Annotated in this window: 25 protein-coding genes and 1 riboswitch; of the genes, 11 read left to right on the top strand and 14 right to left on the bottom strand. The window is 62.6% G+C overall.

The annotated features are described in order from the left end of the window. Positions 1 to 84: 84 nt before the first annotated feature. Positions 85 to 2,268: a YccS family putative transporter gene (gene yccS / locus JYG36_RS25100; protein ID WP_093376854.1), complete on the top strand. Its 2,184-nt coding sequence runs from the start codon at positions 85 to 87 to the stop codon at positions 2,266 to 2,268. Here the strand turns inward: yccS and JYG36_RS25105 are convergent, their stop codons facing one another. Continuing rightward, complete coding sequence (locus JYG36_RS25105) at positions 2,269 to 3,009, bottom strand: substrate-binding periplasmic protein (RefSeq protein WP_093376858.1); 741 nt, start codon at positions 3,007 to 3,009, stop codon at positions 2,269 to 2,271. It abuts the gene before it with no gap. 232 nt (positions 3,010 to 3,241) lie between these two features. Between JYG36_RS25105 and JYG36_RS25110 the strand changes: the two genes are divergently transcribed. Beyond that, the gene (locus tag JYG36_RS25110) at positions 3,242 to 3,694 is read left to right on the top strand and encodes a GNAT family N-acetyltransferase (RefSeq protein WP_093376860.1); all 453 of its coding nucleotides are present in this window, start codon (positions 3,242 to 3,244) and stop codon (positions 3,692 to 3,694) included. A gap of 80 nt (positions 3,695 to 3,774) precedes the next feature. On the opposite strand, the gene JYG36_RS25115 is transcribed toward JYG36_RS25110, so the two are convergent. The 9 genes from JYG36_RS25115 to tkt form a co-directional block, all read right to left on the bottom strand. Further along, positions 3,775 to 4,071, bottom strand: coding sequence for a winged helix-turn-helix domain-containing protein (locus JYG36_RS25115; RefSeq protein WP_093376863.1), 297 nt, complete (start codon positions 4,069 to 4,071; stop codon positions 3,775 to 3,777). A gap of 17 nt (positions 4,072 to 4,088) precedes the next feature. After that, positions 4,089 to 4,589, bottom strand: a complete 501-nt coding sequence (locus tag JYG36_RS25120) for a YgjP-like metallopeptidase domain-containing protein (protein WP_045193804.1) — start codon at positions 4,587 to 4,589, stop codon at positions 4,089 to 4,091. 39 nt (positions 4,590 to 4,628) lie between these two features. Next, positions 4,629 to 6,749: a putative bifunctional diguanylate cyclase/phosphodiesterase gene (locus JYG36_RS25125; protein WP_213602647.1), complete on the bottom strand. Its 2,121-nt coding sequence runs from the start codon at positions 6,747 to 6,749 to the stop codon at positions 4,629 to 4,631. 213 nt (positions 6,750 to 6,962) lie between these two features. Further along, positions 6,963 to 8,027 (bottom strand): class II fructose-bisphosphate aldolase, encoded by a 1,065-nt coding sequence (gene fba / locus JYG36_RS25130; RefSeq protein ID WP_043863595.1) that lies wholly within the window; start codon positions 8,025 to 8,027, stop codon positions 6,963 to 6,965. A 95-nt stretch (positions 8,028 to 8,122) separates the two neighbouring features. Further along, positions 8,123 to 8,449 carry an MliC family protein gene (locus tag JYG36_RS25135; RefSeq protein ID WP_045193810.1) on the bottom strand — a complete coding sequence of 109 codons (327 nt, stop codon included), beginning with the start codon at positions 8,447 to 8,449 and terminating at the stop codon, positions 8,123 to 8,125. A gap of 51 nt (positions 8,450 to 8,500) precedes the next feature. Continuing rightward, positions 8,501 to 8,719: a hypothetical protein gene (locus JYG36_RS25140; RefSeq protein WP_045193812.1), complete on the bottom strand. Its 219-nt coding sequence runs from the start codon at positions 8,717 to 8,719 to the stop codon at positions 8,501 to 8,503. 31 nt (positions 8,720 to 8,750) lie between these two features. Beyond that, on the bottom strand, positions 8,751 to 9,914 hold the full coding sequence (locus JYG36_RS25145; RefSeq protein ID WP_045193813.1) for a phosphoglycerate kinase: 1,164 nt from the start codon (positions 9,912 to 9,914) through the stop codon (positions 8,751 to 8,753). Between the two features lie 12 nt (positions 9,915 to 9,926). After that, the gene (gene epd / locus JYG36_RS25150) at positions 9,927 to 10,994 is read right to left on the bottom strand and encodes an erythrose-4-phosphate dehydrogenase (RefSeq protein WP_093376873.1); all 1,068 of its coding nucleotides are present in this window, start codon (positions 10,992 to 10,994) and stop codon (positions 9,927 to 9,929) included. Between the two features lie 103 nt (positions 10,995 to 11,097). Beyond that, complete coding sequence (gene tkt, locus JYG36_RS25155; protein ID WP_093376877.1) at positions 11,098 to 13,095, bottom strand: transketolase; 1,998 nt, start codon at positions 13,093 to 13,095, stop codon at positions 11,098 to 11,100. 259 nt (positions 13,096 to 13,354) lie between these two features. Here tkt and JYG36_RS25160 point away from each other — a divergent pair, with 259 nt between their 5' ends. The 4 genes from JYG36_RS25160 (at position 13,355) to JYG36_RS25175 (ending at position 17,864) form a co-directional block, all read left to right on the top strand. Next, the gene (locus JYG36_RS25160) at positions 13,355 to 14,356 is read left to right on the top strand and encodes an ArsR/SmtB family transcription factor (protein ID WP_045193817.1); all 1,002 of its coding nucleotides are present in this window, start codon (positions 13,355 to 13,357) and stop codon (positions 14,354 to 14,356) included. Between the two features lie 12 nt (positions 14,357 to 14,368). Continuing rightward, positions 14,369 to 15,559, top strand: a complete 1,191-nt coding sequence (gene metK / locus JYG36_RS25165) for a methionine adenosyltransferase (protein WP_038997515.1) — start codon at positions 14,369 to 14,371, stop codon at positions 15,557 to 15,559. A gap of 170 nt (positions 15,560 to 15,729) precedes the next feature. Further along, entirely contained in the window at positions 15,730 to 17,409 is a 1,680-nt protein-coding gene (gene ligB, locus JYG36_RS25170; protein WP_213602648.1) for an NAD-dependent DNA ligase LigB, read from the top strand. A gap of 59 nt (positions 17,410 to 17,468) precedes the next feature. Beyond that, positions 17,469 to 17,864, top strand: coding sequence for a DUF1090 domain-containing protein (locus JYG36_RS25175; protein WP_045193820.1), 396 nt, complete (start codon positions 17,469 to 17,471; stop codon positions 17,862 to 17,864). Positions 17,865 to 17,910: 46 nt separating this feature from the next. Here the strand turns inward: JYG36_RS25175 and JYG36_RS25180 are convergent, their stop codons facing one another. Then, entirely contained in the window at positions 17,911 to 18,357 is a 447-nt protein-coding gene (locus JYG36_RS25180; protein ID WP_093387186.1) for a c-type cytochrome, read from the bottom strand. A 130-nt stretch (positions 18,358 to 18,487) separates the two neighbouring features. Here JYG36_RS25180 and mltA point away from each other — a divergent pair, with 130 nt between their 5' ends. Next, positions 18,488 to 19,639, top strand: a complete 1,152-nt coding sequence (gene mltA, locus JYG36_RS25185; protein WP_213602649.1) for a murein transglycosylase A — start codon at positions 18,488 to 18,490, stop codon at positions 19,637 to 19,639. Between the two features lie 6 nt (positions 19,640 to 19,645). Here the strand turns inward: mltA and JYG36_RS25190 are convergent, their stop codons facing one another. Both JYG36_RS25190 and JYG36_RS25195 read right to left on the bottom strand, forming a co-directional pair. Then, positions 19,646 to 20,032, bottom strand: a complete 387-nt coding sequence (locus JYG36_RS25190; RefSeq protein WP_093376890.1) for an MAPEG family protein — start codon at positions 20,030 to 20,032, stop codon at positions 19,646 to 19,648. Between the two features lie 25 nt (positions 20,033 to 20,057). After that, positions 20,058 to 20,891 carry an EamA family transporter gene (locus tag JYG36_RS25195; protein WP_045193824.1) on the bottom strand — a complete coding sequence of 278 codons (834 nt, stop codon included), beginning with the start codon at positions 20,889 to 20,891 and terminating at the stop codon, positions 20,058 to 20,060. Between the two features lie 200 nt (positions 20,892 to 21,091). Here JYG36_RS25195 and JYG36_RS25200 point away from each other — a divergent pair, with 200 nt between their 5' ends. Further along, positions 21,092 to 22,327, top strand: a complete 1,236-nt coding sequence (locus JYG36_RS25200) for a cation:proton antiporter (protein WP_213602650.1) — start codon at positions 21,092 to 21,094, stop codon at positions 22,325 to 22,327. A gap of 66 nt (positions 22,328 to 22,393) precedes the next feature. Here the strand turns inward: JYG36_RS25200 and JYG36_RS25205 are convergent, their stop codons facing one another. After that, positions 22,394 to 22,792, bottom strand: a complete 399-nt coding sequence (locus tag JYG36_RS25205; protein WP_010221517.1) for an acyl-CoA thioesterase — start codon at positions 22,790 to 22,792, stop codon at positions 22,394 to 22,396. Positions 22,793 to 23,128: 336 nt separating this feature from the next. Between JYG36_RS25205 and JYG36_RS25210 the strand changes: the two genes are divergently transcribed. The 3 genes from JYG36_RS25210 (at position 23,129) to ahcY (ending at position 25,858) form a co-directional block, all read left to right on the top strand. Next, the gene (locus JYG36_RS25210; RefSeq protein ID WP_123564896.1) at positions 23,129 to 23,635 is read left to right on the top strand and encodes an inclusion body family protein; all 507 of its coding nucleotides are present in this window, start codon (positions 23,129 to 23,131) and stop codon (positions 23,633 to 23,635) included. Between the two features lie 78 nt (positions 23,636 to 23,713). Continuing rightward, positions 23,714 to 24,223: a hypothetical protein gene (locus tag JYG36_RS25215; protein ID WP_213602652.1), complete on the top strand. Its 510-nt coding sequence runs from the start codon at positions 23,714 to 23,716 to the stop codon at positions 24,221 to 24,223. Between the two features lie 99 nt (positions 24,224 to 24,322). Further along, positions 24,323 to 24,427, top strand: a riboswitch (S-adenosyl-L-homocysteine riboswitch). A 21-nt stretch (positions 24,428 to 24,448) separates the two neighbouring features. Next, positions 24,449 to 25,858 (top strand): adenosylhomocysteinase, encoded by a 1,410-nt coding sequence (gene ahcY, locus JYG36_RS25220; protein ID WP_045193826.1) that lies wholly within the window; start codon positions 24,449 to 24,451, stop codon positions 25,856 to 25,858. Positions 25,859 to 25,888: the final 30 nt, after the last annotated feature.

Genomic DNA, 25,888 nt, shown 5'->3' on the forward strand with positions numbered 1-25,888 from the left:
TTTTGCTGGTCAGATGGCGGCGGTAACACCGCTGCCATCTGACTGGCTCAATTTCGATCATCGCCCAAGGCCTGCCGACCCGACATGTCATCTTCCTCGTTCAGCCAATCGTTGCGCCGCCTCTGGGCCCTGGACAAGTTCAGCTACGCCATCCGCGTTCTCATCGCCCTGACCGGCAGCATGCTGCTGTGCTGGTACAAGGACGAGATGAGCCTGCTGATCCCGCTGTTTCTGGGGATTATCGCCAGCGCCCTGGCCGAGACCGACGACAGCTGGCAGGGGCGCCTGAATGCCCTGGCGGTGACCCTGGTGTGCTTCACGGTTGCCGCGCTGTCGGTGGAGCTGCTGTTCCCCTACCCGATCATCTTCGGCTGCGCCCTGGCCCTGGCCAGCTTTGCCCTGACCATGCTCGGTGCGCTCGGCGAGCGCTACGGCGCGATTGCCTCGGCGACGCTGATTTTGTCGGTGTACACCATGATCGGCGTCGACCAGCGCGGCGGCGAAGTCACTGACTTCTGGCACGAGCCGTTGCTGTTGGTGGCCGGCGCCGCCTGGTACGGCCTGCTTTCAGTGCTATGGCAGGCGCTGTTTTCCAACCAGCCGGTGCAGCAGAGCCTGGCCCGGCTGTTCCGCGAGCTGGGTCGCTACCTCAAGCTCAAGGCCACCCTGTTCGAGCCGATCCGCCAGCTGGATGTCGAAGCCCGGCGCCTGGAACTGGCGCAGCAGAACGGCCGGGTGGTGGCCGCACTGAATGCGGCCAAGGAGATCATCCTGCACCGGGTCGGCAATGGCCGGCCTGGCTCGAAGGTCAGCCGCTACCTGAAGCTGTACTTCCTGGCCCAGGACATCCATGAGCGTGCCAGTTCATCGCACTACCCCTACAACGCCCTGACCGAAGCCTTTTTCCACAGCGACGTGCTGTTCCGCTGCCAGCGCCTGCTGCGCCAGCAGGGCGTTGCGTGCCAGCAGTTGTCCGAATCCATCCAGCTGCGCCAGCCGTTCACCTACGACACCAGCTTCGCCCAGGCCCTGGAAGACCTGCACGCCTCGCTCGAACACCTGCGCATCCAGAGCAACCCGGCCTGGCGTGGCCTGCTGCGTTCGCTGCGGGCGCTGGCGGCAAACCTGGCGACCCTCGACCGCCTGCTCAGCGATGCCAGCAACCCCGACAACCTTGCCGATGCCAGCGACAGCAGCCTGCTCGACCGCTCGCCGCGCAATTTCAAGGACGTCTGGAGCCGCCTGCGCCAGCAACTGACGCCGACCTCGTTGCTGTTTCGCCACGCCCTGCGCCTGCCTCTGGCGCTGTCGATCGGCTATGGCATGGTGCACCTGATTCACCCGACCCAGGGCTACTGGATCATCCTCACCACCCTGTTCGTCTGCCAGCCCAACTACGGCGCCACGCGGCGCAAGCTGGTGCAACGGATCATCGGTACGGGCATCGGCCTGACCGTCGGCTGGGCGTTGTTCGACCTGTTCCCCAGCCCGATCATCCAGTCACTGTTCGCCGTGGCCGCCGGGGTGGTGTTCTTCGTCAACCGCACCACCCGCTACACCCTGGCAACCGCAGCGATCACCCTGATGGTGCTGTTCTGCTTCAACCAGATCGGCGATGGCTACGGGCTGTTCCTGCCGCGCCTGTTCGATACCCTGGTGGGCAGCCTGATCGCCATCCTCGCCGTATTCCTGTTCCTCCCGGACTGGCAGGGCCGGCGCCTGAACAAGGTGCTGGCCAACACCTTGAGCTGCAACAGCACCTACCTGCGCCAGATCATGCAGCAGTACGCCCAGGGCAAGAGCGACGACCTCGCCTACCGCCTGGCCCGGCGCAACGCCCACAACGCCGACGCGGCGTTGTCGACCACCCTGGCCAACATGCTCATGGAGCCGGGGCATTTTCGTAAGGAGGCCGACGTCGGTTTCCGTTTTTTGGTGCTGTCGCACACCCTGCTCAGTTATCTGTCGGGCCTCGGCGCGCACCGCGACACGGCCCTGGATGCCGAGGTTCGCCAGCAGTTGATCGATGGCGCCGGGGCCAGCCTGGCCAGCAGCCTGGATGAAATCGCCGAAGGCCTGGCCAGCAAGTTGCCGGTAGCGATCCACAGTGATGCCGAAGAGGCCCTGGCCAATGAGCTTGAGCAGATGCCCGAAGAGCTCGACGAAAACCAGCGCCTGGTGCAAACCCAGCTGGCGCTGATCTGCCGGCAACTGGCGCCACTGCGCACCCTCGCCGCACACCTGATCAAGGACAGCGCGCCGGCCTGATTACAGGCCGTGCTGCTTGAGCAGCCGGGCATAACTGCCATCGGCTTTCATCTGGGCAATGGCGCGGTCGAAACCGGCGACGATCTGCTGGTGCTCGGGATTCTTCAGGCTGACGAGGATATGCAGGCTGTTCTCGCTGACCGGCTTGTCGAAGAACTCCACCGCCTCACGCACCTCTTTCGGTTCGCGCTTGAGGTAATAACCGGCAACGAACTCATCCTCCAGCGCCAGGCGTACACGCCCGGCGGCGAGCATGCCGACAGCAACGGAAAAACTGCGCACCGGAACCTTCTGCAATTGGGCGTCACTGTCGAACTCGGGCGAGTAGGCGTAATCGCGTACCACGGCGACAGGGAACGGATGGAGGTCGCTCAAGGCATTGAAGCGCAGCGCATCGCCTTTGCGCTTGAGCAGCCGAATACGGTTGGTCAGGTAGCTGGCGGAGAACTGGCCAATTTGTGTACGCGAGTCGTTGTACCAGGCGTTGACCAGCACATCGTAGCGGCCTTCCCCCACCCCCAGCAGCGCCCGGGCCCAGGGCACCTGCTCGTACTGGCTGGTATAGCCGGCACGGGTCAGGGCGGTGGTGACGATGGCTGTGGCCAGGCCGCCGTTGGCCATGCTGGCATCGGTGAACGGTGGCCAGCTGTCGGCCACCAGCCGCAGCCGGGTGGCCTGCGCCGATGTGCTCAGCAGTAGCAGTATTCCCATTGAAGCCAAGACTCGAAGCAATGGCCGCATGCTCAAATCCTTTAGCGAACCCCTGGTTCGCGCCGTTGATTTCAACTGCTTGAGAATGTTCAGTGCCTATCAGCCATCGCAGGTTACACAAAGAAGAAGTAATCGGGCAGAGGCAAATGATATCAAATGGCCTCTATTCCGGTCGACTTCGAGCCTGTATTGACCTGGCGCAATTAGACCCTCGCCGCGCAGTCTGCCATGATCAGGGCTATCAACCGCTTGAGAGACGCCCATGGCCATCGACTGGATCTGCAAACACCACAGTGACATTGGCAAGGAACAACTCTATGCCATTCTGCGACTGCGTACCGAAGTGTTCGTGGTCGAACAGAAATGTGCCTACCAGGAAGTCGATGGCCAGGACCTGGAAGGCGACACCTGCCACCTGATGGCCTGGGAAGGTGACCAGTTGCTGGCGTACCTGCGTTTGCTCGATCCACAGTCCCAGGGCGGTGACGTGGTCATAGGCCGGGTGCTGATCGCCCCCGAGGCACGTGGTCGTGGACTCGGCCATGAACTGATGGAGCATGGGCTCAAGTACGCAGAGCATTACTGGCCTGAAGTGCCGGTATACCTGTCAGCCCAGGCGCACTTGCAGGGCTACTATGCACGCCATGGTTTCAAGGTGGCGGGAGAGGAGTATCTGGAAGACGATATCCCACACATTGGTATGCGGCGGGACTAGCAGCATCGCCGGTCAAGTCGGGTCGCCGCACCGCCGCTCCCACAATTATGTAAGAGCGGGATTGACCCGCGATGGGGCCTTCAGGGATAGCCCAGCACTTCACGAATACCGCGCAAATGCTGGGTGATCCACTGCTTGTCGATCGCCCCCCAGTCGCGAATCCGGTAGTGCCCGGCATGATTGCGCGCCCCTGCCTGCTGCTCGAACTCACAGACGATGTCCAGGTCGGCCAGGGCGGCAATGGTGTCCTGGGCGGTGCGCCGCGGCATGCCGGTGGCTTCCATCAAGGCCGGGACGGTGCTGGCAGTCTGGCTGTCGATCAGCCAGGCGACATACAGCCGGCGGTAGAAACTGCTCTTGGTCTTGCTCACTTCCATTGGCAAATCCTCAGGGCCTACAGGCTGGCGGGCAGCTCGCGGTAGGTCAGGTAAACGCGCAGGTCGAATTCCAGTTGATGGTAGCCCGGCTGCATATATTCACAGAGCTGGTAGAACGCCTTGTTGTGATCGGACTCTTTCAGGTGCGCCAGTTCGTGCACCACGATCATCTTCAGAAACTGCGGCGCCGCCTCCTTGAACAACGAAGCGATGCGGATTTCCTTCTTGGCCTTGAGCTTGCCGCCCTGCACCCGCGACACCGCCGTGTGCAGGCCGAGCGCGCGGTGGGTGAGGTCAAGGCGGTTGTCGAACAGCACCTTGTCGAGGTTCGGCGCGTTGCGCAGGTGCTCCTGCTTGAGCGCCTGGGCATAGCTGTACAGCGCCTTGTCGCTTTGTACCGCGTGCCGGTCCGGGTAGCGCTGCTGCAAGTAGTCGCCCAGGCGATTGCTGGCAATCAACTGGCGAACCTGGTCTTGCAGGGCGGGTGGATAGGCTTGCAGGTACTTGAGCACGGTCATGGGCAAAACGGCTGACGGTAAAGGCGCCAGTGTACCCAACTACAGCTGCTGCCAGGCAAAAAAGCCCGGAAACGCCCCGGCATCACTGGCCGTCATCGGTCGCGCCACCAAAAAGCCCTGCACATATTCGCAGCCGTTGGCCTGCAGCCAGTGCGCCTGCTCGAGGGTTTCGACACCTTCGGCGATCACGCTGATTGCATACTGGCGACACAGGTCGATGACGCAACGCACCAGCGCCGCGTCCGCTTGCGAGCCGGGCAAGCGTGCGACCAGGTGGCGGTCGAGTTTAAGCGTGTCGATTGGCAGGTCGCGCAGCAGCCGCAGCGAACAATCGCCCGCACCAAAATCGTCGAGGGCGATGCGCACGCCCAGCTCGCGCAACTTGTGCAACTGTTTCAAAGCCACGTCGTTATTGACCATCAACGACGTCTCGGCCACCTCGACCTCCAGCTGCGCCGGATCAAGGCCCTGGATGGCGATCACCCGGCCCAGTTCCTCGGCCAGGTTGGGCATGGCGAACTGCACGCGGCTGAGGCTAATGCCCAGCACCAGTGTCGGCTCGAAGCATTCCTGCCAGTCACGCCGCTGCGCCGCGCCCTGGGCGTATATCCAGCTGGCCAGGCGCGAAATCAGCCGCGCCTCTTCCAGCAAGGGCAGGAACAACCCCGGCGGCACGTCGCCGACACTGGGGTGCTGCCAACGCAGCAGCGCCTCGAAGCCGCGTAGACGGCCGTCGGCAAATGCCACCTGCGGCTGGTAGACCAGGCTGAAATCCTTGTGCTCGATGGCGCTGCGCACCGAGTCTTCGAGCATCAGCCGCGAGCGCGCCCGGCCATTGAGGTCCTGGTCGTAGTAGCGATACTGCTGGCGCCCGGCCTGCTTGGCCGCATACATCGCAGCGTCGGCCGCGCGCAGCAGGCCGTCGAGGTTGGCGCCGCAATCGGGGTAGGTGGCAATGCCGATGCTCACGCCGAGGGTCACTTCCATGCCCTCTATCTGCTGGCAGATCGACATGCGCTCGATCACCCCCTCGGCGAAACGCGCCGCCTGCTCGGGGTATTCCAGGGCATCGAACAAGGCGGTGAACTCATCGCCGCCCATGCGCGCCAGGATCGCATTGGCGCCCAGGCAATCCTTGAGCTGCTCGGCGACCCAATGCAGCACCCGGTCGCCGGCCTCATGGCCGAGAAAATCATTGATACGTTTGAAACCGTCCAGGTCCAGGTACATCAGCGCCTGGGTCTTGTCGCTGCGCTCATTACGCACCAGGGCGCTTTCAGCGGCCTGGTAGAAGCCACGGCGGTTGAGCAGCCCGGTCAAGGGGTCGGTAACCGCCTGAAACTCCAGTTGCTGATGCAGGTGGCGCACCACCGACATGTCCAGCACCGTCACCACCATGGCGCGCTGGCCGTCGGTCAATGGCGAGCACGACAGCGCTACCGGCACCGGCTGGCCGCCGGCGGTACGCAGCAGGGCATCGTGGATACGGAAGATCTGCCGCTCCAGGTAGGCCTGGTAGAACGCCGATTCGGCCCACAAGGTCATCCCCGGCGACTGCACGAAATCCAGCAGGTTGGCGCCTTGCAGCAGCTCGACCGGGGCTTGGAGCAATTGCGAAATGGCCGGGTTGGCAAAGCTGATCTCACCCTTTTCGCCCACCACCAGGATGCCTTCGGCGGCATTGTTGAGCACCGAGGCGTTGAACGCCCGCGCCGCTTCCAGGTCGCGGCTCAAGCGCTGCAGCGAGCGCCGGTTGCGCTGCTGCTCGAGCAGCGCCTGAACCTTGGGCTTGAGGATCTGCGGATCGAAGGGTTTGAACAGGTAATCCACCGCACCACTGGCATAGCCCTTGAGCACAGCGGCCTGGGACTGTTCGTTGGCGGTGAGGAAGATGATCGGCGTCAACCGCGTACGCTGGCTACCGCGCATCAGGCGGGCAACCTCGAAACCGTCCATGCCCGGCATCTGCACGTCGAGCAGCACCAGGTCCACTTCATGTTCGAGCAGCGCGCTCAGGGCTTCCGTCCCCGAGCTCGCGGTGAGTACTTGCCAGTCCTGGCGGGCCAGCAAGGCCCGCATGCTGATCAGGTTTTCCGGATAATCGTCAACGACCAGCAGTACTGAGCCGCTATCGTGTGACTGAGGTTGCGCGCAATCCATGCTGCTTCTCTTAAGGCACCAATGCCGGGCTTCGGCTGAAATCTGTGCGTAACTCTAGACCCGGCTGCCATAAATCTGAAGTCAGCACATTGCCATCATGGTCGGAATGGCCTGTTAGCCGACTAACGGTCTGTCCGGCCGGGCCATGCGCATTGCCTTCCTGGCGCGCAGGCACAAAAAAGCCCGCATCGCTGCGGGCTTTTCTGTTCAGACTTAGTTGACCTTGGCGGCCAGCTCACCTTTGGCGTAGCGCTGGAACATCGCTTCGAGGGAGATCGGCTTGATCTTCGAGGCGTTACCAGCAGTGCCGAAGGCTTCGTAACGGGCGATGCAGACGTCGCGCATGGCCTTGACGGTTTCGCCGAAGAACTTGCGTGGGTCGAATTCGCTCGGGTTGGTGGCCATCAGGCGACGCATGGCACCGGTGGACGCCAGGCGCAGGTCGGTGTCGATGTTGACCTTGCGCACGCCGTACTTGATGCCTTCGACGATTTCTTCAACCGGCACGCCGTAGGTTTCCTTGATGTCGCCGCCGTACTGGTTGATGATCGCCAGCCACTCTTGCGGTACCGAGGACGAACCGTGCATCACCAGGTGGGTGTTGGGGATGCGCTTGTGGATTTCCTTGATGCGGTCGATCGCCAGCACGTCGCCAGTAGGCGGCTTGGTGAACTTGTAAGCACCGTGGCTGGTACCGATGGCGATGGCCAGGGCATCGACCTGAGTGCGCTTGACGAAGTCGGCAGCTTCTTCCGGATCGGTCAGCATCTGGCTGTGATCCAGTACGCCTTCGGCGCCGATACCGTCTTCTTCACCGGCCATGCCGGTTTCCAGCGAACCCAGGCAGCCCAGCTCGCCTTCAACCGAAACGCCGCAGGCGTGAGCCATGGCAACGGTTTGCTGGGTAACACGGACGTTGTAGTCGTAGTCAGTCGGGGTCTTGCCGTCTTCGCCCAGCGAGCCGTCCATCATCACCGAGCTGAAGCCCAGCTGGATCGAGCGCTGGCAGACGTCAGGGCTGGTGCCGTGGTCCTGGTGCATGCACACCGGGATGTGCGGGAATTCTTCGATCGCAGCCAGGATCAGGTGGCGCAGGAACGGCGCGCCGGCGTATTTGCGGGCACCGGCCGAGGCCTGGACAATCACCGGGGAGTCGGTCTTGTCGGCGGCTTCCATGATGGCGCGCATCTGCTCGAGGTTGTTGACGTTGAAAGCTGGAACGCCGTAGCCGAATTCAGCGGCGTGGTCCAGCATCTGGCGCATGCTAATGAGTGCCATTGTGTATCTCTCTCCCGACAAGCGTCGTTTTTCGTGCAAGCCTGCCGCAGCGGCGGTTGCTATTCAAGTAGTGTGGGCCTTCGAGGCCCGGCCAGTCACGGCGCCTTGCAGCCCCGCCCTATCAAATCGTTGGTGGCGACCCAGTACACCAGGCCTTCGTCACCCTTGCTGTGGAACGCCAGCACTCCATCGCTGTACAACGCACCCGAGCCACTGGGCTCCGGCTTGAGCCGGTAGACCTGGTCGCCGCCACCCAGGCGTACATCCACCTCCTGCTGGCTGCTGTCGGCAAAGCGCCAGAGCACTTCAACCTGGCTGTCGCAGACCCAGCGGGTCCAGTTGTCGGCCGGTGCCGGCGCAGGCTTGAGGCTTGCGCAACCACCGAGTACTGCCAGGGCCATCAAGGCCGCAACCGCTTTCATCCAATATCCTCTAGCAGACCACAAACCGGCCGGTAGGTTGCCGTGAACCGATCAAGGGCAACCCTGGGCCCGGCGCTGATGTTCGTCGTCGTATTTTTCCAGGCCATCCGGGCCCAGCCTTTTGTTGATCACCGGTGCCGTTTCAGCCTGCCATTCAGACTGATAGCAGCCGCCTTTCGGCGCGCCGGGCTTTGCCGGCGCCTGCTCCGGGTTACTGGAGCAAGCGCCGAGCAGACCGGCCAGGATAATCACAGGCAATTGCTTGACCATGCAGGTCGCTCCCTTTGCCAGGCCGAATGGATCAGGCCTTGGCTCGCTGTTCCAGCACTTCAACGGCCGGCAGCACTTTACCTTCGACGAACTCGAGGAAAGCACCGCCACCGGTAGAAATGTAGGAGATTTGCTCGGCAACGCCATATTTGTCGATGGCCGCCAGGGTATCGCCACCACCGGCAATGGAGAACGCCGCGCTCTCGGCGATGGCCTGGGCCAGGACCTTGGTGCCATTACCGAACTGGTCGAATTCAAACACGCCGACCGGGCCGTTCCAGAGGATGGTCTTCGACGACTTCAGCAGCTCGGCGAAGTTGGCCGCGGTTTGCGGGCCGATGTCGAGGATCATGTCGTCTTCGGCAACGTCGGCAACCAGTTTGACGGTCGCGGCGGCGCTTTCGGCGAACTCCTTGGCAACCACGACGTCCACTGGCAGCGGTACGTTGACCTTGGCAGCGATGGCCTTGGCGGTGTCGATCAGGTCAGGCTCGTACAGCGACTTGCCGACCGGGTGACCGGCCGCGGCCAGGAAGGTGTTGGCGATGCCGCCGCCGACGATCAGCAGGTCGCAGATCTGGCTCAGGCTGTTGAGCACGTCCAGTTTGGTCGACACCTTGGAGCCGGCAACGATCGCCGCCATCGGCTTGGCCGGGGCTTTCAGGGCCTTGCCCAGGGCATCCAGCTCGGCCGCCAGCAGCGGGCCGGCAGCAGCGACCTTGGCGAACTTGGCTACGCCGTGGGTCGAGCCTTCGGCGCGGTGAGCGGTACCGAAGGCGTCCATCACGAACACATCGCACAGGGCGGCGTACTTCTGCGCCAGCTCGTCGGCGTTCTTCTTCTCGCCCTTGTTGAAGCGCACGTTCTCGAACAGGACGATGTCACCGGCCTTGATTTCGACACCGTCGAGGTAGTCGGCAACCAGCGGCACGTCGCGGCCCAGGGCCTTGCTCAGGTACTCGGCGACCGGCTTGAGGCTGTTCTCGGCAGAGAACTCGCCTTCGCTCGGGCGGCCCAGGTGCGAGCAGACCATCACGGCCGCGCCCTTTTCCAGGGCCAGCTTGATGGTCGGCAGCGAAGCGAGGATGCGCGCATCGCTGGCAACCACACCGTCCTTCACAGGCACGTTGAGGTCTTCGCGGATCAGTACGCGCTTACCTTGCAGATCGAGGTCGGTCATCTTCAACACGGTCATGAATGCAGTCCTTCAGGGCTGTTTACAAGTGGAGCGGGTTTGATTGACGACGTGCAGAAAGTGATCGGCAACGTCGAGCATACGGTTGGCAAAACCCCATTCGTTGTCGAACCAGGCCAGCAGGTTGACCAGCCGGGGGCCGGAAACGCGGGTCTGGCTGGCATCGACAATCGCCGAATGCGGGTCATGGTTGAAATCACAACTGGCGTGCGGCAGTTCAGTGTAGGCCAGCAGCCCCTGCAGCGGGCCGCTCAGGGCGGCTTCGCGCAGCACCCGGTTGACCTCGGCCGCGGTGGTGTCGCGGGCGGTCTGCAGGGTGATGTCCAGGCACGACACATTGACGGTCGGCACGCGTACGGCTTTGGCCTGAATTCGCCCGGCAAGTTCCGGCAGCAGCCGTTCGATACCACGGGCAAGGCCCGTGGACACCGGGATCACCGACTGGAACGCCGAACGGGTACGGCGCAAGTCTTCGTGGTGATAGGCGTCGATGACCGGCTGGTCGTTCATCGCCGAGTGGATGGTGGTAATCGACACGTACTCCAGGCCAAAAGCCTGGTCCAGCACCCGCAACAGCGGCACGCCGCAGTTGGTGGTGCAGGAGGCGTTGGACACCAGCTTCTCGCTGCCGTCCAGGCAATCCTGGTTGATTCCGTAGACCACCGTGGCGTCGACATCCGCCTCGCTGGCCATGGGCTGGGAAAACAGCACCCGCGGCGCGCCGGCGTCGAGAAAACGCATGGCATCGGCGCGGGTGTTGTAGGCGCCGGAGCACTCCAGCACCAGGTCGACGCCCAGCGCCGCCCAGTCGATCCCTTCCGGGGTGGCACTGCGCAAGACTTTCACGCAGTCGCCATTGATATGCAGACAATCGCCGTCGACCTTCACCTCTCCGGGGAAACGCCCGTGGGTGGAGTCGAAGCGTGTCAGGTATTCGATACTGGCCTGGTCGGCCAGGTCGTTCAGCGCAACGATCTCGAAGCCCGCCTTCGCCCCCCGTTCAAAGAGTGCGCGCAAGACGCAACGACCAATACGGCCGTAGCCGTTGAGTGCAACTTTGTAAGGACGCGATTGGGGCATGGGATGCTCACGGAACAGAAGCGTTATCTGCAATCGCGGGGCAAGCCCGCTCCTACAGAACTGTAGGAGCGGGCTTGCCCCGCGATGATTCCAGCACTGTTGATCAGTCTTCCAGCAGCTCTTCAGCAGTACCCAGGATGTTTTCCAGGGTGAAACCGAACTCTTCGAACAGGGCCGATGCAGGTGCCGACTCGCCGTAGGTGGTCATGCCGATGACGCGGCCTTCGAGGCCGACGTACTTGTACCAGAAGTCGGCGTGGGCCGCTTCGATGGCGATCCGCGCGCCGACTTGCAGTGGCAGTACCGACTGCTTGTAGCCAGCATCCTGGGCATCGAACACGCTGGTCGACGGCATCGACACGACGCGGACCTTGCGGCCTTGCTCGGTCAGCTTGTCGAACGCCTGAACCGCCAGGCCGACTTCGGAACCGGTGGCGATCAGGATCAGCTCAGGCTCGCCGGCGCAGTCCTTGAGGACGTAGCCGCCGCGGCTGATGTTGGCGATCTGCCCGGCATCACGCTCTTGGTGCTGCAGGTTCTGACGCGAGAAGATCAGCGCCGACGGGCCGTCTTTACGCTCCAGGGCAAACTTCCAGGAGACCGCCGACTCGACGGCATCGGCTGGGCGCCAGGTGTCCAGGTTCGGGGTGCTGCGCAGGCTGGTCAGTTGCTCGATCGGCTGGTGGGTCGGGCCGTCTTCGCCAAGACCAATGGAGTCGTGGGTGTAGACGTGGATGACCCGCTGTTTCATCAGCGCCGACATGCGCACCGCGTTGCGGGCGTATTCCATGAACATCAGGAAGGTCGCGCCGTAAGGCACCAGGCCGCCGTGCAGGGCGACGCCGTTCATGATCGCGGTCATGCCGAACTCGCGCACGCCGTAGAACATGTAGTTGCCGCTGGCGTCTTCAGCGCTGACGCCTTTGCAGCCTTTCCACAGGGTCAGGTTGGAACCGGCCAGGTCAGCCGAGCCGCCGAGCAGTTCAGGCAGCAGCGGGCCGAAGGCGTTCAAGGCGTTCTGGCTGGCTTTACGGCTGGCGATGGTCTCGCCCTTGGCCGCGACTTCAGCGATGTAGGCTGCTGCTTTCTCGGCGAAATCGGCCGGCAGGTCACCGCTCAGGCGACGCACCAGTTCGTTGGCCAGCTCCGGGTGAGCGGCGGAGTAGGCAGCGAAACGCTGGTCCCATTCGGCTTCGACGGCCTTGCCGGCTTCCTTGGCATCCCACTCGGCGTAGATCTCAGCCGGGATTTCAAACGGGCCGTGGTTCCAGTTCAGCTCTTTGCGCGCCAGGGCGATTTCGTCGTTGCCCAGCGGAGCACCGTGGCAATCTTCCTTGCCCTGCTTGTTCGGCGAGCCGAAACCGATGATGGTCTTGCAGCAGATCAGGGTCGGCTGCTCGCTCTTGCGCGCGGTGTCGATGGCGGTGCGGATTTCGTCGGCGTCATGGCCGTCGACATTGCGGATCACCTGCCAGTTGTAGGCTTCGAAACGCTTAGGGGTGTCATCGGTGAACCAGCCTTCGACTTCGCCGTCGATGGAGATGCCGTTGTCGTCGTAGAAGGCGATCAGCTTGCCCAGGCCCAGGGTACCGGCCAGGGAAGCGACTTCGTGGGAAATACCTTCCATCATGCAACCGTCACCCAGGAACACATAGGTGTGGTGGTCGACGACGTTGTGGCCTGCGCGGTTGAACTGGCCAGCCAGGACTTTTTCCGCCAGGGCGAAACCGACGGCGTTGGCCAGGCCCTGGCCCAGCGGGCCAGTGGTGGTCTCGACGCCTGGGGTGTAACCGAACTCCGGGTGGCCCGGGGTACGGCTGTGCAGTTGACGGAAGCTTTTCAGGTCGTCGATCGACAGGTCGTAGCCAGTCAGGTGCAGCAGCGAGTAGATCAGCATCGAACCGTGGCCGTTGGACAGCACGAAGCGGTCGCGGTCGGCGAAGTTCGGGTTGGTCGGGTTGTGCTTCAGGTAGTCACGCCACAGAACCTCGGCGATATCCGCCATGCCCATAGGGGCACCGGGGTGGCCGCTGTTGGCCTTTTGCACGGCATCCATGCTGAGGGCACGAATGGCGTTGGCACGCTCACGACGGCTGGGCATCGCTTATCTCCTGGGTGTTGAATTAGTTACGAAACGAAAAAAGGCGGCCATTTTCGCCCAGGCACGTGTCCGGGGGCAATGACGGATGGTCGATGCAGCATGATTTTCCTGTGATTGAGCAAAGAATCAGGCGTTAACCCGGGCAAACAGCCGGATCGGTCGCTTGGCCTGCGACGAATTGCCCCGCTTATCGAGCAATATCAAAACTTTTTGATATTGGCCTTGCGAGGCAATCGTTGCCTGACTAGACTGCCGCTCCATGAACCTACCCGTGCCGTCGATCCGCCAAGAGCAAAGCGATGCGCTGGCTGCCCTGTGCAAAGCCGGCGGCGACCCGCTGCGCCTTAACGTATTGCGCGCCCTGGCCAGCGATTCGTTCGGCGTACTGGAACTGGCGCAGATCTTCGCCATTGGCCAGTCGGGCATGAGCCATCACCTCAAGGTCCTGGCCCAGGCCGGCCTGGTCGCGACCCGCCGCGAAGGCAATGCGATCTTTTACCGCCGCGCCCTGCCCGATGGCCTGAGCCTGGGCGGCAAGCTGCATGCGGCATTACTTGAAGAAGTCGACGGGCTGAGTCTGGCCGATGAGGTCCAGGCCCGTATCGCCCAGGTGCAACAACGCCGGGCTGCCACCAGCCAGGACTTTTTCCTGCGTGTCGAAGAGAAATTTCGCGCCCAGCAGGATTTGATTGCCGGCTTGCCGCAGTACCGCGAAAGCTTGCTGGCCCTGCTCGACAAGCTCAGTTTTGAAGCCGGCGCCGAGGCCCTTGAAGTGGGCCCCGGCGATGGCGAGTTTCTTCCCGAGCTGGCCCGGCGCTTTGCCCGGGTCACCGCCCTGGACAACAGCCCGACCATGCTCGACCTGGCCCGTAGGGTCTGCGAGCGTGAAGGTCTGGCTAATGTGAACCTGCAGTTGGCCGATGCACTCAGTGCAACGGATGTGGAAGCCGACTGCGTAGTGCTGAACATGGTCCTGCACCATTTCAGCGCCCCGGCCGAAGCCCTGCGGCAGCTGGCCAACCGCGTGAAACCAGGCGGAAGCCTGTTGGTAACAGAGTTGTGCAGCCACGACCAGAGCTGGGCCAGAGAGGCCTGTGGCGATATCTGGCTGGGCTTCGAGCAGGACGACCTGGCCCGTTGGGCCAGCGCTGCGGGACTGGCTCCCGGGGACAGCCTCTATGTGGGCTTACGTAATGGTTTCCAGATTCAGGTCCGCCATTTTCAGCGACCGGCTGGCGACATCACCATCGGTAAATTTTAGGAACCCGTCGAGATGAGCGAATACTCCCTTTTCACCTCCGAGTCCGTGTCTGAAGGGCATCCGGACAAAATCGCCGACCAGATTTCGGATGCGGTGCTGGACGCCATCATCACCCAGGACAAATTCGCCCGCGTGGCGTGCGAAACCCTGGTAAAAACCGGCGTCGCGATCATCGCTGGCGAAGTCACCACCTCGGCCTGGGTCGATCTGGAAGACATCGTTCGCAAAGTCATCGTCGATATTGGCTACAACAGCTCCGACGTCGGCTTCGATGGCGCGACCTGCGCGGTCATGAACATCATCGGCAAGCAATCGGTAGACATCGCCCAGGGCGTTGACCGCAGCAAGCCTGAAGACCAGGGCGCCGGCGACCAGGGCCTGATGTTCGGCTACGCCAGCAACGAAACCGACGTGCTGATGCCAGCACCGATCTGCTTCTCGCACCGTCTGGTCGAGCGCCAGGCCGAAGCGCGCAAGTCCGGCCTGCTGCCGTGGCTGCGCCCGGACGCCAAATCGCAGGTTACCTGCCGTTACGAAGGCGGCAAGGTAGTGGGTATCGACGCCGTGGTGCTGTCGACCCAGCACAACCCTGAAGTGTCGCAAAAAGACCTGCAGGAAGCGGTGATGGAGCTGATCGTCAAGCACACCCTGCCGGCCGAACTGCTGCACAAGGACACCCAGTTCCACATCAACCCGACCGGCCAGTTCATCATCGGTGGCCCGGTAGGCGACTGCGGCCTGACCGGTCGCAAGATCATCGTCGACAGCTACGGCGGCATGGCCCGTCACGGCGGTGGCGCGTTCTCCGGCAAGGACCCGTCCAAGGTTGACCGTTCCGCCGCCTACGCCGGGCGCTACGTGGCCAAGAATATCGTCGCCGCCGGCCTCGCCGAGCGTTGCGAGATCCAGGTTTCCTACGCCATTGGTGTCGCTCAGCCGACGTCGATCTCGCTGAACACCTTCGGCACCGGCAAGATCTCCGACGACAAGATCGTCCAGCTGGTGCGCGAGTGCTTCGACCTGCGTCCGTACGCGATCACCACCATGCTCGACCTGCTGCACCCGATGTACCAGGAAACCGCTGCCTACGGTCACTTCGGCCGTATCCCGCAGCAGAAGACTGTCGGCGACGACACCTTCACCACCTTCACCTGGGAACGCACCGACCGCGTCGACGCCCTGCGCGCTGCTGCCGGTCTGTAAGGGCTGAAGCTACAAGTTGCAAGTTGCAAGCTGCAAGCGAAGCCCCGGCCGGGTGACTGGTCGGGGCTTTTTCATTGGCCTAGACACATGACCTGACATGTTGAACACCTTCAAGGTGCTCAATCTTTCCTAGGCTTGGTATTCCACCCCGCCGAGCAAGGATGCTCGCCATGCTGCACACGTCTCTGCTGTCCCTTCTGCTCTTCTTCTGGCTGCTTCCGGCACACGCGCAGACTTGCCCCGACTGGCCGCCTGTTCAGGCCCGGGCTGAAATCCGCCAGCTCCAGCAGACGCTTGCCGACTGGGACGATCACTATCACCGTCAGGGTGTCTCGCTGGTCGCTGACGAACTCTATGACCAGAGCCGCACACGCCTGGGCCATCTGCAAAGCTGCTTCCCGACGCCAGCCAGGCCGCAGGACAGCCCGTTGAAAACCGCTGTCGGCCCCTTGCGCCACCCGATTGCCCATACCGGCCTTGGCAAGCTGGCCGACGATGCGGCGGTCAAAGCCTGGATGCACGGCAAGCAAGAGCTGTGGATTCAACCCAAGGTCGATGGCGTGGCCGCTACCCTGGTTTATCGCGACGGCAAGCTGGTGCAACTGATCAGCCGCGGCGACGGCGTCCATGGCCACGACTGGAGCCGGCACATCCCGGCCCTGGGCACACTCAACCAGCAGTTGCCCGAGCCCCTCGACCTGGTGCTCCAGGGCGAACTGTTCTGGCGCCTGGACGGCCACGTACAGGCCAATGCCGGCAGCCTCAACGCCCGCGGCAATGTCGCCGGCCTGCTGGCGCGCAAACGTATCAGTGCCGAACAGGGCGCGGTGGTCGGCTTGTTTGTCTGGGCCTGGCCACTGGGGCCGGCCGATCAGCGCGAACGACTCAAAGGCTTGAGCGCGTTGGGTTTTGAGCATAGCGAGCGTTACAGCGAGCCCTTGAGCAGCTTCGCCGAGGCTGCCCGCTGGCGCGAACACTGGTACCGCAGCCCGCTGCCCTTCGCCAGCGACGGCGTGGTGCTGCGCCAGGGCCAGCGCCCACACGGCAGTCGTTGGCAAGCGCGCGACCCGTACTGGGCAACCGCGTGGAAATACCCCTTTGCCCAGGCGCTGGCGCAAGTCCGGGGCGTACACTTCAACATCGGCCGTACCGGGCGTATCACCCCGGTGCTGAAGATCGAGCCGGTGCAACTGGATGACCGGCAGATCCGCCAGGTCAGCCTCGGCTCCTTCCAACGCTGGCAGCAGCTGGACATCCGCCCCGGCGACCAGGTGGCCATCAGCCTCGCCGGGCTGACCATTCCACGCCTGGATGAGGTGGTGCACCGCAGTGTTCAACGCATGGACATCGCAACCCCTGACCCTGCCCACTACCACTCGCTAAGTTGCTGGCAACCCGACGATGGCTGCCGTAGCCAATTCGTCGCCCGCCTCAATTGGCTCAGCTCCAAGCAAGGCCTGAACATGCCCCGTTTGGGCCCAGGCACCTGGGAAAAACTCATCGACAGTGGCCATGTGCAAGGCCTGGGCGACTGGCTCGACCTGCAGGATGAAGACTTGCAATCGGTGCCAGGGCTTGGCGAACGCAGCCGCCAGCAGTTACTGCAAGCCTTCGACCAGGCCCGCCAGCAACCCTTTGTTCGCTGGCTCAGTGCCCTCGGCGTTCCAGCCGCGACGCCGTTGGCAGCGGACACCACCTGGGCAGACCTGCGCCAGCGCGATGCCGGGCAATGGCTGGCCGAGCCGGGTGTTGGCCCAGGCCGCAGCGCGCAATTGCTGGCATTTTTCCGCTCACCGCAGGTGCAGATAGTGGCCGAACAATTGCGCAGACACACAATCGAGGGTTTCTAATTTCGCCGGATCAGGGCAGCATCATGGATTCTGCCAAGCCCGCGACAACGGAGCCCCTAATGAAACTGCTTTCCCCGCTTGCCCTGTTCACCGTCTGTTCACTCCTGGCCACGCCCCTGCTGGCTGCCGAACAACAGCCAGGCCTGACCGGTTGCGCAGCCAAGAAGCAAGCCATCAGCGAACAGATCGAACAGGCTCGCGCCCATGGCAACAGCAATCAGCAAGCCGGCCTGGAAAAAGCCCTCAGCGAAGTGACCGAGCATTGCACCGATGCCAGCCTGCGCAAAGAGCGCGAACAGAAAGTCCTCGATGCCCGTCACGAAGTGAACCAGCGCACCAAGGACCTGGACAAGGCCATGAAAAAAGGTGACGCCGAGAAGATCAACAAGCGCAAGGACAAGCTGGCAGAGTCCAAGCAGGAGCTGCAAGACGCTCTGAAAGAGCTGGAGAAGTAACTGACAGCGTTATTGTCGGAGCGGATTTATCCGCTCCCACAGCCACTCAGTGATTTCGAAACTCGGTATGACAGGCTTTGCATGCCGCCTCGACCTTGTCCATCGGCGCAGCCAGGTCAGCCGCCTTGAGCGGCTGGGTGCGGGTCACCGCGACCAGTTCGGCGGTACTGGCTTCCATCTGCCGAGCCAGGTCCTGGAAGCGTGCCTGCTTCTCCCAGACATCGGCGCGGGCGCTGGTATCATCCTCTTCGCGAACCTGTGGAAAGTGCTTCCAGGGCTCGCGGGACAGGTTGTCGAGCTTGACCGCGCCATCGGCGAACTTCTGCCCATCGAAGGCCAGGCGCCCACGCAGCATGCCGCCGAGGTCTTCACTGGTCTTGAGCATTTGCTTGAAGATCGTCTTGCGCTGGCCCAGTGGCGAGTTGGGATCGACCCCGCCACAGGCACTCAGGGTCAAACACGCCAGCAGTACAACAGAAAGTCGCTTGAGCATCTTGATCACTTCGGCTCACGGAAAAAGGCGGCCAGTATCCTCGCCTCACCGGCAAAGACCAATACCCTTATTAAAACTACGGTTTGCGAAAACGGCTGCAAGCCACGCCAACCGTCGAGGAACCCCGTTGATGAAACTTCCTTTGCGCCACCTCGGCTGGACCCTGTCGGTGCTGGCCCTGCTGGCCGGCTGCAACGGCAGCGCGCCGGAAAAACCCAAGCCACACCCGCTGGCTACCTACGTCGGCGCCACCTGGGAAGACCTGCCACGGGTCAGCGACAGCGACCTGGTCGCCGGTTTCGAGTCCTGGCGCAGTGCCTGCGAGCGGCTCAAGCGTGATGCGATCTGGGCCAACACCTGCAGCGCAGCGGCAGCCATTGCTGCCAGCCCGGCTGAAGTACGCAGCTTTCTTCAGGCGCAGCTGGACGTCTACAGCATGCGTTCGGCCGAGAACAACGCCAACGGCTTGATCACGGGTTACTACGAGCCGGTCTACCCCGGTAGCCTGACCCAGACCGACAGCGCCACTGTGCCGGTCTATGGCGTACCGGTCGACATGATCGTGGTGGCGCTGGACAGCGTCTATCCCGAACTCAAGGGCAAGCGTCTGCGTGGCCGCCTCGAAGGCCGGGTACTCAAACCCTACGACACCGCAGAAACCATCAATGCCCAGGGCGCCAAGGCACCGGTACTGGCCTGGCTGACCGACCCGATGGACCTGCAGTTCCTGCAGATCCAGGGTTCTGGCCGCATCCAGCTGGAAGACGGCCGCCAACTGCGCATCGGCTATGCCGACCAGAATGGCCACCCCTATCGCCCGATCGGCCGCTGGCTGGTGGAACAAGGGCAATTGAAGAAAGAAGAAGTGACCATGGGCAGCATCCATGCCTGGGCCCAGAGCAATCCGGCGCGGGTTCCGGAACTGCTGGCGAGCAACCCCAGCTACGTGTTCTTCAGCACCCGCCCGGACAGCAACGAAGGCCCGCGCGGCTCGCTCAATGTGCCATTGACCGCCGGCTACAGCGTGGCCATCGACCGCAAGGTGATTCCGCTGGGCAGCCTGCTGTGGCTCTCGACCACGCGCCCTGATGGCGCGCCGGTGGTGCGTCCGGTGGCCGCCCAGGATACCGGCGGGGCGATCACCGGCGAAGTGCGCGCCGACCTGTTCTGGGGCACTGGCACTGAAGCCGGCAAACTGGCCGGCGACATGAAGCAGCAAGGCCAGATCTGGCTGCTGTGGCCCAAGGGCGCAGCCTTGCCGGCCGTGCCCCAGGTGCCGTGACGCGGCTCAGATCGAGACGAAGAAGAACGACGCGATCAGGCCCAGGCCGACGAACCACACCAGCGAACGCAGGGCGGCCCAGTCGGCCAGGTAGCAGATGATGTAGAGCAGGCGGCTGGTGATGTACAGCACCGCCAGCACGTCCTGGGTCACCTGCTCGGCGTTGCCGACGATGTCGGCGATGATCACTGCCGCAGCGAACGCCGGGAAAGCTTCGAAGCTGTTCAATTGCGCCGCGTGGGCCCTGCGCGGCAAGCCTTCGAGTTTGTCGAGGAAAGCCCGCGGGTCGTGGTTCTGGCGCAGGTTGAAGCGCCCGCTGGCAACCTTGGCGATGCTGGTACAGACAATGGGCAAAAACAACGCAATCAGTACACACCAGAAGGCAACGGTCATGGCCAAGTCCTTGTCAGTAGAATTATCAGAGCTTCATGATCAGCATGCCGATCAGCACCAGGGCACAGGCTAAGAGCCTCGGCCCGCCAAAAGGTTCTTTGAGGTAGCGCATGCCGAACAGCACCACCAGAATCACGCTGACCTCGCGCAGCGCCGCCGCCTCGGCCACCGACCCCAGTTGCATGGCCCAGAGCACCAGGGCATAGCTGAACAACACGCAAAAACCCACCGCCAGGCCCAAGCGCCACTGCAGCCGCCAGAACAGCATGAACGGCGCGCGCCGGGCCACCCCTGCCAGCAGCGGAAACGGCCAGGCACTGATCAGCGTCAGCCATACAAGATAGTCCAGCGGCTGCGACCACAGGCGGATCGCCTGGCCGTCGAGCCAGGTGTAGCAACCGATACACAGGCCGATCAAGGCCACCACCGGCAGCATCGACCAGGGCAGCCGGTCACCGCCGCCGCCCTGCCAGAGCAGGCAGGCCATGCCACAGGGAATGAGCAGGATGCCGATGATCTGCTGGCTGCTCAGGGCTTCGCCGGCAAAGGTCAGGGTCAGCGCCAGCACCACCAGCGGCGACAGGCCGCGCATCAACGGATAGACCAGCCCCAGGTCACCGACCCGATAGGCCTGTATCAGCAGGAACCGGTAGAAGAGTTCAAACACTGCCGAGGCCAGCATCCACGGCCAGACCTCGGCCGGCGGCACCTGGACGAACGCGACCATGGCGAGGGCAAATACCAGCGCCACCACGTCCATGCTGGCAATCACCAGCAGGCGTTCGCCGCTGAATTTGATCAGGGTGTTCCAGGTCGCGTGCAGCAGCGCCGCGACCAATACCAATGAGGTGGCTAACACGCAATGGTCCTTGGCAAGGCAGGTGAGGTCATCAATGGCCAAGCGCTATATAACCACTTCAGCACAGGCGGCTGGAAACGAAATCGAAAGAACGCGGTCAACGAAACCAGTCAAAAGTGTGTCCCGAAGCCCTCGGCAGGTCATCAAAGAAATGCCCGAGGCTATCGGGTGTCGACTTGGAAGCCACTACAGGACCTAGGATGCTTGAGCTCGTTGCTGCGTTTATCTGTTTGACCACCCTCCTCACCTATGTAAATTACCGTTTCATCGGCCTGCCCCCAACCATCGGCGTGATGGTCACCGCCTTGCTGTTCTCGCTGCTGCTGCAAGGCTTGAGCGTGATCGGCTACCCCGGCCTGGAAGAGCGCGTGCAGGGTTTGATGAACCAGATCGACTTCAACGATCTGCTGATGCACTGGATGCTGTCGCTCCTGCTGTTCGCTGGCGCCTTGCACGTAAACCTTGCCGACCTGCGCAGCTACCGCTGGCCGATCGGGCTGCTGGCGACCGTCGGCGTGCTGATTGCCACCGTGGTCATCGGCTTTCTCGCCCACTGGATTTTCGCCCTGTTCGGCTGGCATGTGAGCCTGCTCTACTGCCTGCTGTTCGGTGCCTTGATATCGCCGACCGACCCGATCGCGGTTCTCGGCGCACTGCGTACCGCCAATGCCTCCAAGCCACTGAAGACCACCATCGTTGGCGAGTCGCTGTTCAACGACGGCACTGCAGTCGTGGTGTTCACCGTATTGCTGGGCATCGCCCAGCTTGGCGAAACACCGACGGTGGCCGACACCGCGATCCTGTTCGCCCGCGAAGCCATTGGCGGCATTCTGTTCGGCGGCCTGGTGGGCTACATCACCTACCGCATGATCAAAAGCATCGAGCAGTACCAGGTCGAGGTCATGCTGACCCTGGCACTGGTGATCGGCGGTTCGGCCATGGCCTATGAGCTGCACGTTTCGGCGCCGATCGCCATGGTCGTGGCCGGCCTGATCATCGGCAACCTGGGCCGCAACCTGGCAATGAACGACATGACCCGCCGCTACCTGGACGGTTTCTGGGAACTGATCGACGACATGCTCAACGCCCTGCTGTTCGCCCTGATCGGCCTGGAGCTGTTGCTGCTGCCATTCTCGTGGATGCACCTGGCGGCGGCCGGCGTGCTGGCGGTGGCGATCCTGCTGTCGCGCCTGCTGACCGTGGCACCGGCCATCCTGATGCTGCGCCGTTGGCGCACCGTTCCGCGCGGTACCGTGCGGGTGCTGACCTGGGGTGGCCTGCGTGGCGGTGTGTCGGTGGCCCTGGCGCTGTCGCTGCCATCGGGCACCGAGCGTGATCTGCTGCTGAGCATCACCTACATCGTGGTGCTGTCGTCGATCCTGCTGCAGGGCCTGACGATCGGCCGGGTGGTGCGCGGGGTTACCGAGCAGCCTTGAGACCGCTATCGCTGGCAAGCCTGCTCCCACAGGGATATATGGGAGCCGGCTTGCCGGCGGCGCCTATCACTCCACCGCGGTATCGAACTGATCCTTGATGTACTTGATCTCAGTGCGCCCGTGCGGCGCCGGCAAGCCGTCTTCACCGAGGTTGACGAAGACCATGCGGTCGACGGTGAGGATGCTCTTGCGGGTGATCTTGTTGCGCACTTCGCACTTGAGGGTGATCGAGGTGCGGCCGAATTCGGTGGCGGTGATGCCCAGTTCGATGATGTCGCCCTGGCGCGAAGCGCTGACGAAGTTGATCTCCGAGATGTACTTGGTCACCACGCGCTGGTTGCCCAGCTGGACGATCGCATAGATCGCCGCCTCTTCGTCGATCCAGCGCAGCAGGCTGCCGCCGAACAGGGTGCCGTTGGGGTTGAGGTCTTCGGGTTTTACCCATTTGCGGGTGTGGAAATTCATCGTTACTCCTGACCTTGGCCTCTGAAAAACAAGCACCGAAGGGCAATCTCAGCCCTTGGGCTCTTGCGTTACATGGTAGTCCCATTCCGGGGGATTCGACCATTACGACCATTGGTCAGTAGCCAGCAAAATTCCGCTCGGCACGCTTTGACAGCCCAATCGATGCGGCTAGCCTGAGCATGTGATCCGCAGATCACTCCAGGTAGTCGGACCACCGGAACTTGGCATACGGCGCGGCAGCACCGGCATCGCAGGAAGCGAAGCTCCGGGCAGTGCCAGTGGAGAGCATCCGAGGCTCACCATTGACCTACTCGTACAGTGAAAAGGAATCCACTCATGTCCAGAGTTATCGACGTCAGCATCAACTTCGACACCGAAACCATCCTCAAGAAATTCCCCAATCCGAGCAAAGACCCGAACAAGCCCACGTTCATCCCGCCAGAACACATCTACATGGTCACCTACCAGGACAACGTCATCTCTGGCCAGGCCGGCGGCGAGTTGCACCTCAAGGGTCGCGTAGGTGATGTCGTGCGCTGGCGTGAACAGAGCATTTCCTTTGGCTTCGAGCAGTCGGTGATCCTCTATGGGTTCGTTTGCGACGACCCCAATCACCAACTGCTGGAAGACCCTCGGGCACTGAAGGCCAAAGTGCAATCGGCCGTGCCCAATGCCAACAACAAAACCGTGCCGACCTGCCAGATCAACGACAACTACTACTGGCGTGGCGACTTGCTTGCGCAAGGCAAGGTCACCTACCACTTCAAGTTCATGATCGTCGACCGTGATTGCAAGTGCTGCGGCTACTTCGAATGGGATCCGTTCATCACCATCACCAACTGATCCAGGGCAAGCGCCGCCGGCCAGCCAGCGGCGCACACCGCAACCCGCCCCAATTGGTGCTCATGGAAGGAGCTCATCATGGCTACGGAGAAACCTGAACACGTTGTACTGATCGTCGATGCCCAGGGCCTGCTTGCCTCGCTCGACCCTTTGCCCGGCAACCCGGGTACGCCCGTCGCGCTCAACCCTCGCCACCTGTGCATCTTGCACACCCGAGCGGAGCCGGACGGCTCTCTGCTTGTCGACTCCCCCCGACTGACCCTCGAAGCCGGGACCCCGCTACTGCTGCGCATGGTGCCGGTAGCACTGCTCGGCGAAGAAATACTGTTCAGCCACAGCCCTGCCAGCACGCCGCCGCTGACAATCGAGCTGATCGAACAGCACAATCTGCGCCTGGCACGTCCGGAGGCATCCGCACCATTGCAACCGTCGTGCCACGAGGTCGACGACTACCACTGGCATCTGCACAGCGACCATCCGGGCGAATTCAAGCTGACCTGGCAGGTAATGCTGCTGACCCAGGGCTGCGAGCCGCTGGCATACCTGAGCCTGCACCTGGACCTGCTGGTCACGGCGCCGACCGGCTGAGCCGCAGATTTGTCTTTAGCGCTTGGGAAGCTCGAAAAGCCCGGCTATAATCGCCCGGCATTATTCGACGGTGGCTGCATTGGCCACCGTTCCCGCCACCTGTCCGAGGGGCGCTGCAGCAGGTTCAACCTGTCAGGCTCGGATGGGGCGTTGTCCCGCCAGGCCTGCCTGCGGACACTAAACGCACAACGGCGCCCATTCGCACACTACGAATGGAGGCTCTCAATGAGCGCTGTAAACACGCCTGCTGGTTTTACCGATTACAAAGTCGCCGACATCTCCCTGGCTGCCTGGGGCCGTCGCGAGACCATCATTGCCGAATCGGAAATGCCAGCGCTGATGGGCCTGCGCCGCAAGTACCTTGAAGAGCAACCGCTCAAGGGTGCGAAAATCCTCGGCTGCATCCACATGACCATTCAGACCGCCGTGCTGATCGAAACCCTGGTCGCCCTGGGTGCCGAAGTGCGCTGGTCGTCCTGCAACATCTTCTCGACCCAGGACCAGGCCGCTGCCTCCATTGCCGCTGCCGGCATCCCTGTGTTCGCCTGGAAAGGCGAGACCGAGCAAGAGTACGAGTGGTGCCTGGAGCAGACCATCCTCAAGGATGGCCAGCCATGGGACGCCAACATGATCCTCGACGATGGCGGCGACCTCACCGAGCTGCTGCACAAGAAATACCCGGCGGTACTGGAGCGCGTCCACGGCGTCACCGAAGAGACCACCACCGGTGTGCACCGCCTGCTCGACATGCTGGCCAAGGGCGAGCTGAAAGTCCCGGCGATCAACGTCAACGACTCGGTCACCAAGAGCAAGAACGACAACAAGTACGGCTGCCGTCACAGCCTCAACGATGCCATCAAGCGCGGCACCGACCACCTGCTGTCGGGCAAGCAGGCGCTGGTCATCGGTTACGGTGACGTGGGCAAGGGCTCGGCCCAGTCGCTGCGTCAGGAAGGCATGATCGTCAAGGTTTCCGAAGTTGACCCGATCTGCGCCATGCAGGCCTGCATGGACGGCTTCGAGCTGGTCTCGCCGTTCATCGACGGTATCAACAACGGCACCGAAGCGAGCATCGACAAGGCCCTGCTGGGCAAGATCGACCTGATCGTGACCACCACCGGTAACGTCAACGTTTGCGATGCCAACATGCTCAAGGCCCTGAAAAAGCGCGCCGTGGTCTGCAACATCGGCCACTTCGACAATGAAATCGACACCGCTTTCATGCGCAAGAACTGGGCCTGGGAAGAAGTCAAACCACAGGTACACAAGATCCACCGTACCGGCCACGGCGACTTCGACCCACAGAACGACGACTACCTGATCCTGCTGGCCGAAGGCCGCCTGGTGAACCTGGGCAACGCTACCGGTCACCCAAGCCGGATCATGGACGGCTCGTTCGCCAACCAGGTCCTGGCACAGATCTTCCTGTTCGAACAGAAGTACGCCGACCTGCCAGCCGCTCAGAAAGCCGAGCGCCTGACCGTTGAAGTCCTGCCGAAGAAACTCGACGAAGAAGTGGCCCTGGAAATGGTCCGCGGCTTCGGTGGTGTAGTGACCCAACTGACCCCGCAACAGGCCGAATACATCGGCGTGACTGTTGAAGGGCCATTCAAGCCACACGCCTACCGTTACTGAAAGTTGGTAGCTGCAAGCTGCAAGCTGCAA

The sequence above is a fragment of the Pseudomonas sp. SORT22 genome (assembly GCF_018417635.1).
Taxonomy (GTDB): Bacteria; Pseudomonadota; Gammaproteobacteria; order Pseudomonadales; family Pseudomonadaceae; genus Aquipseudomonas.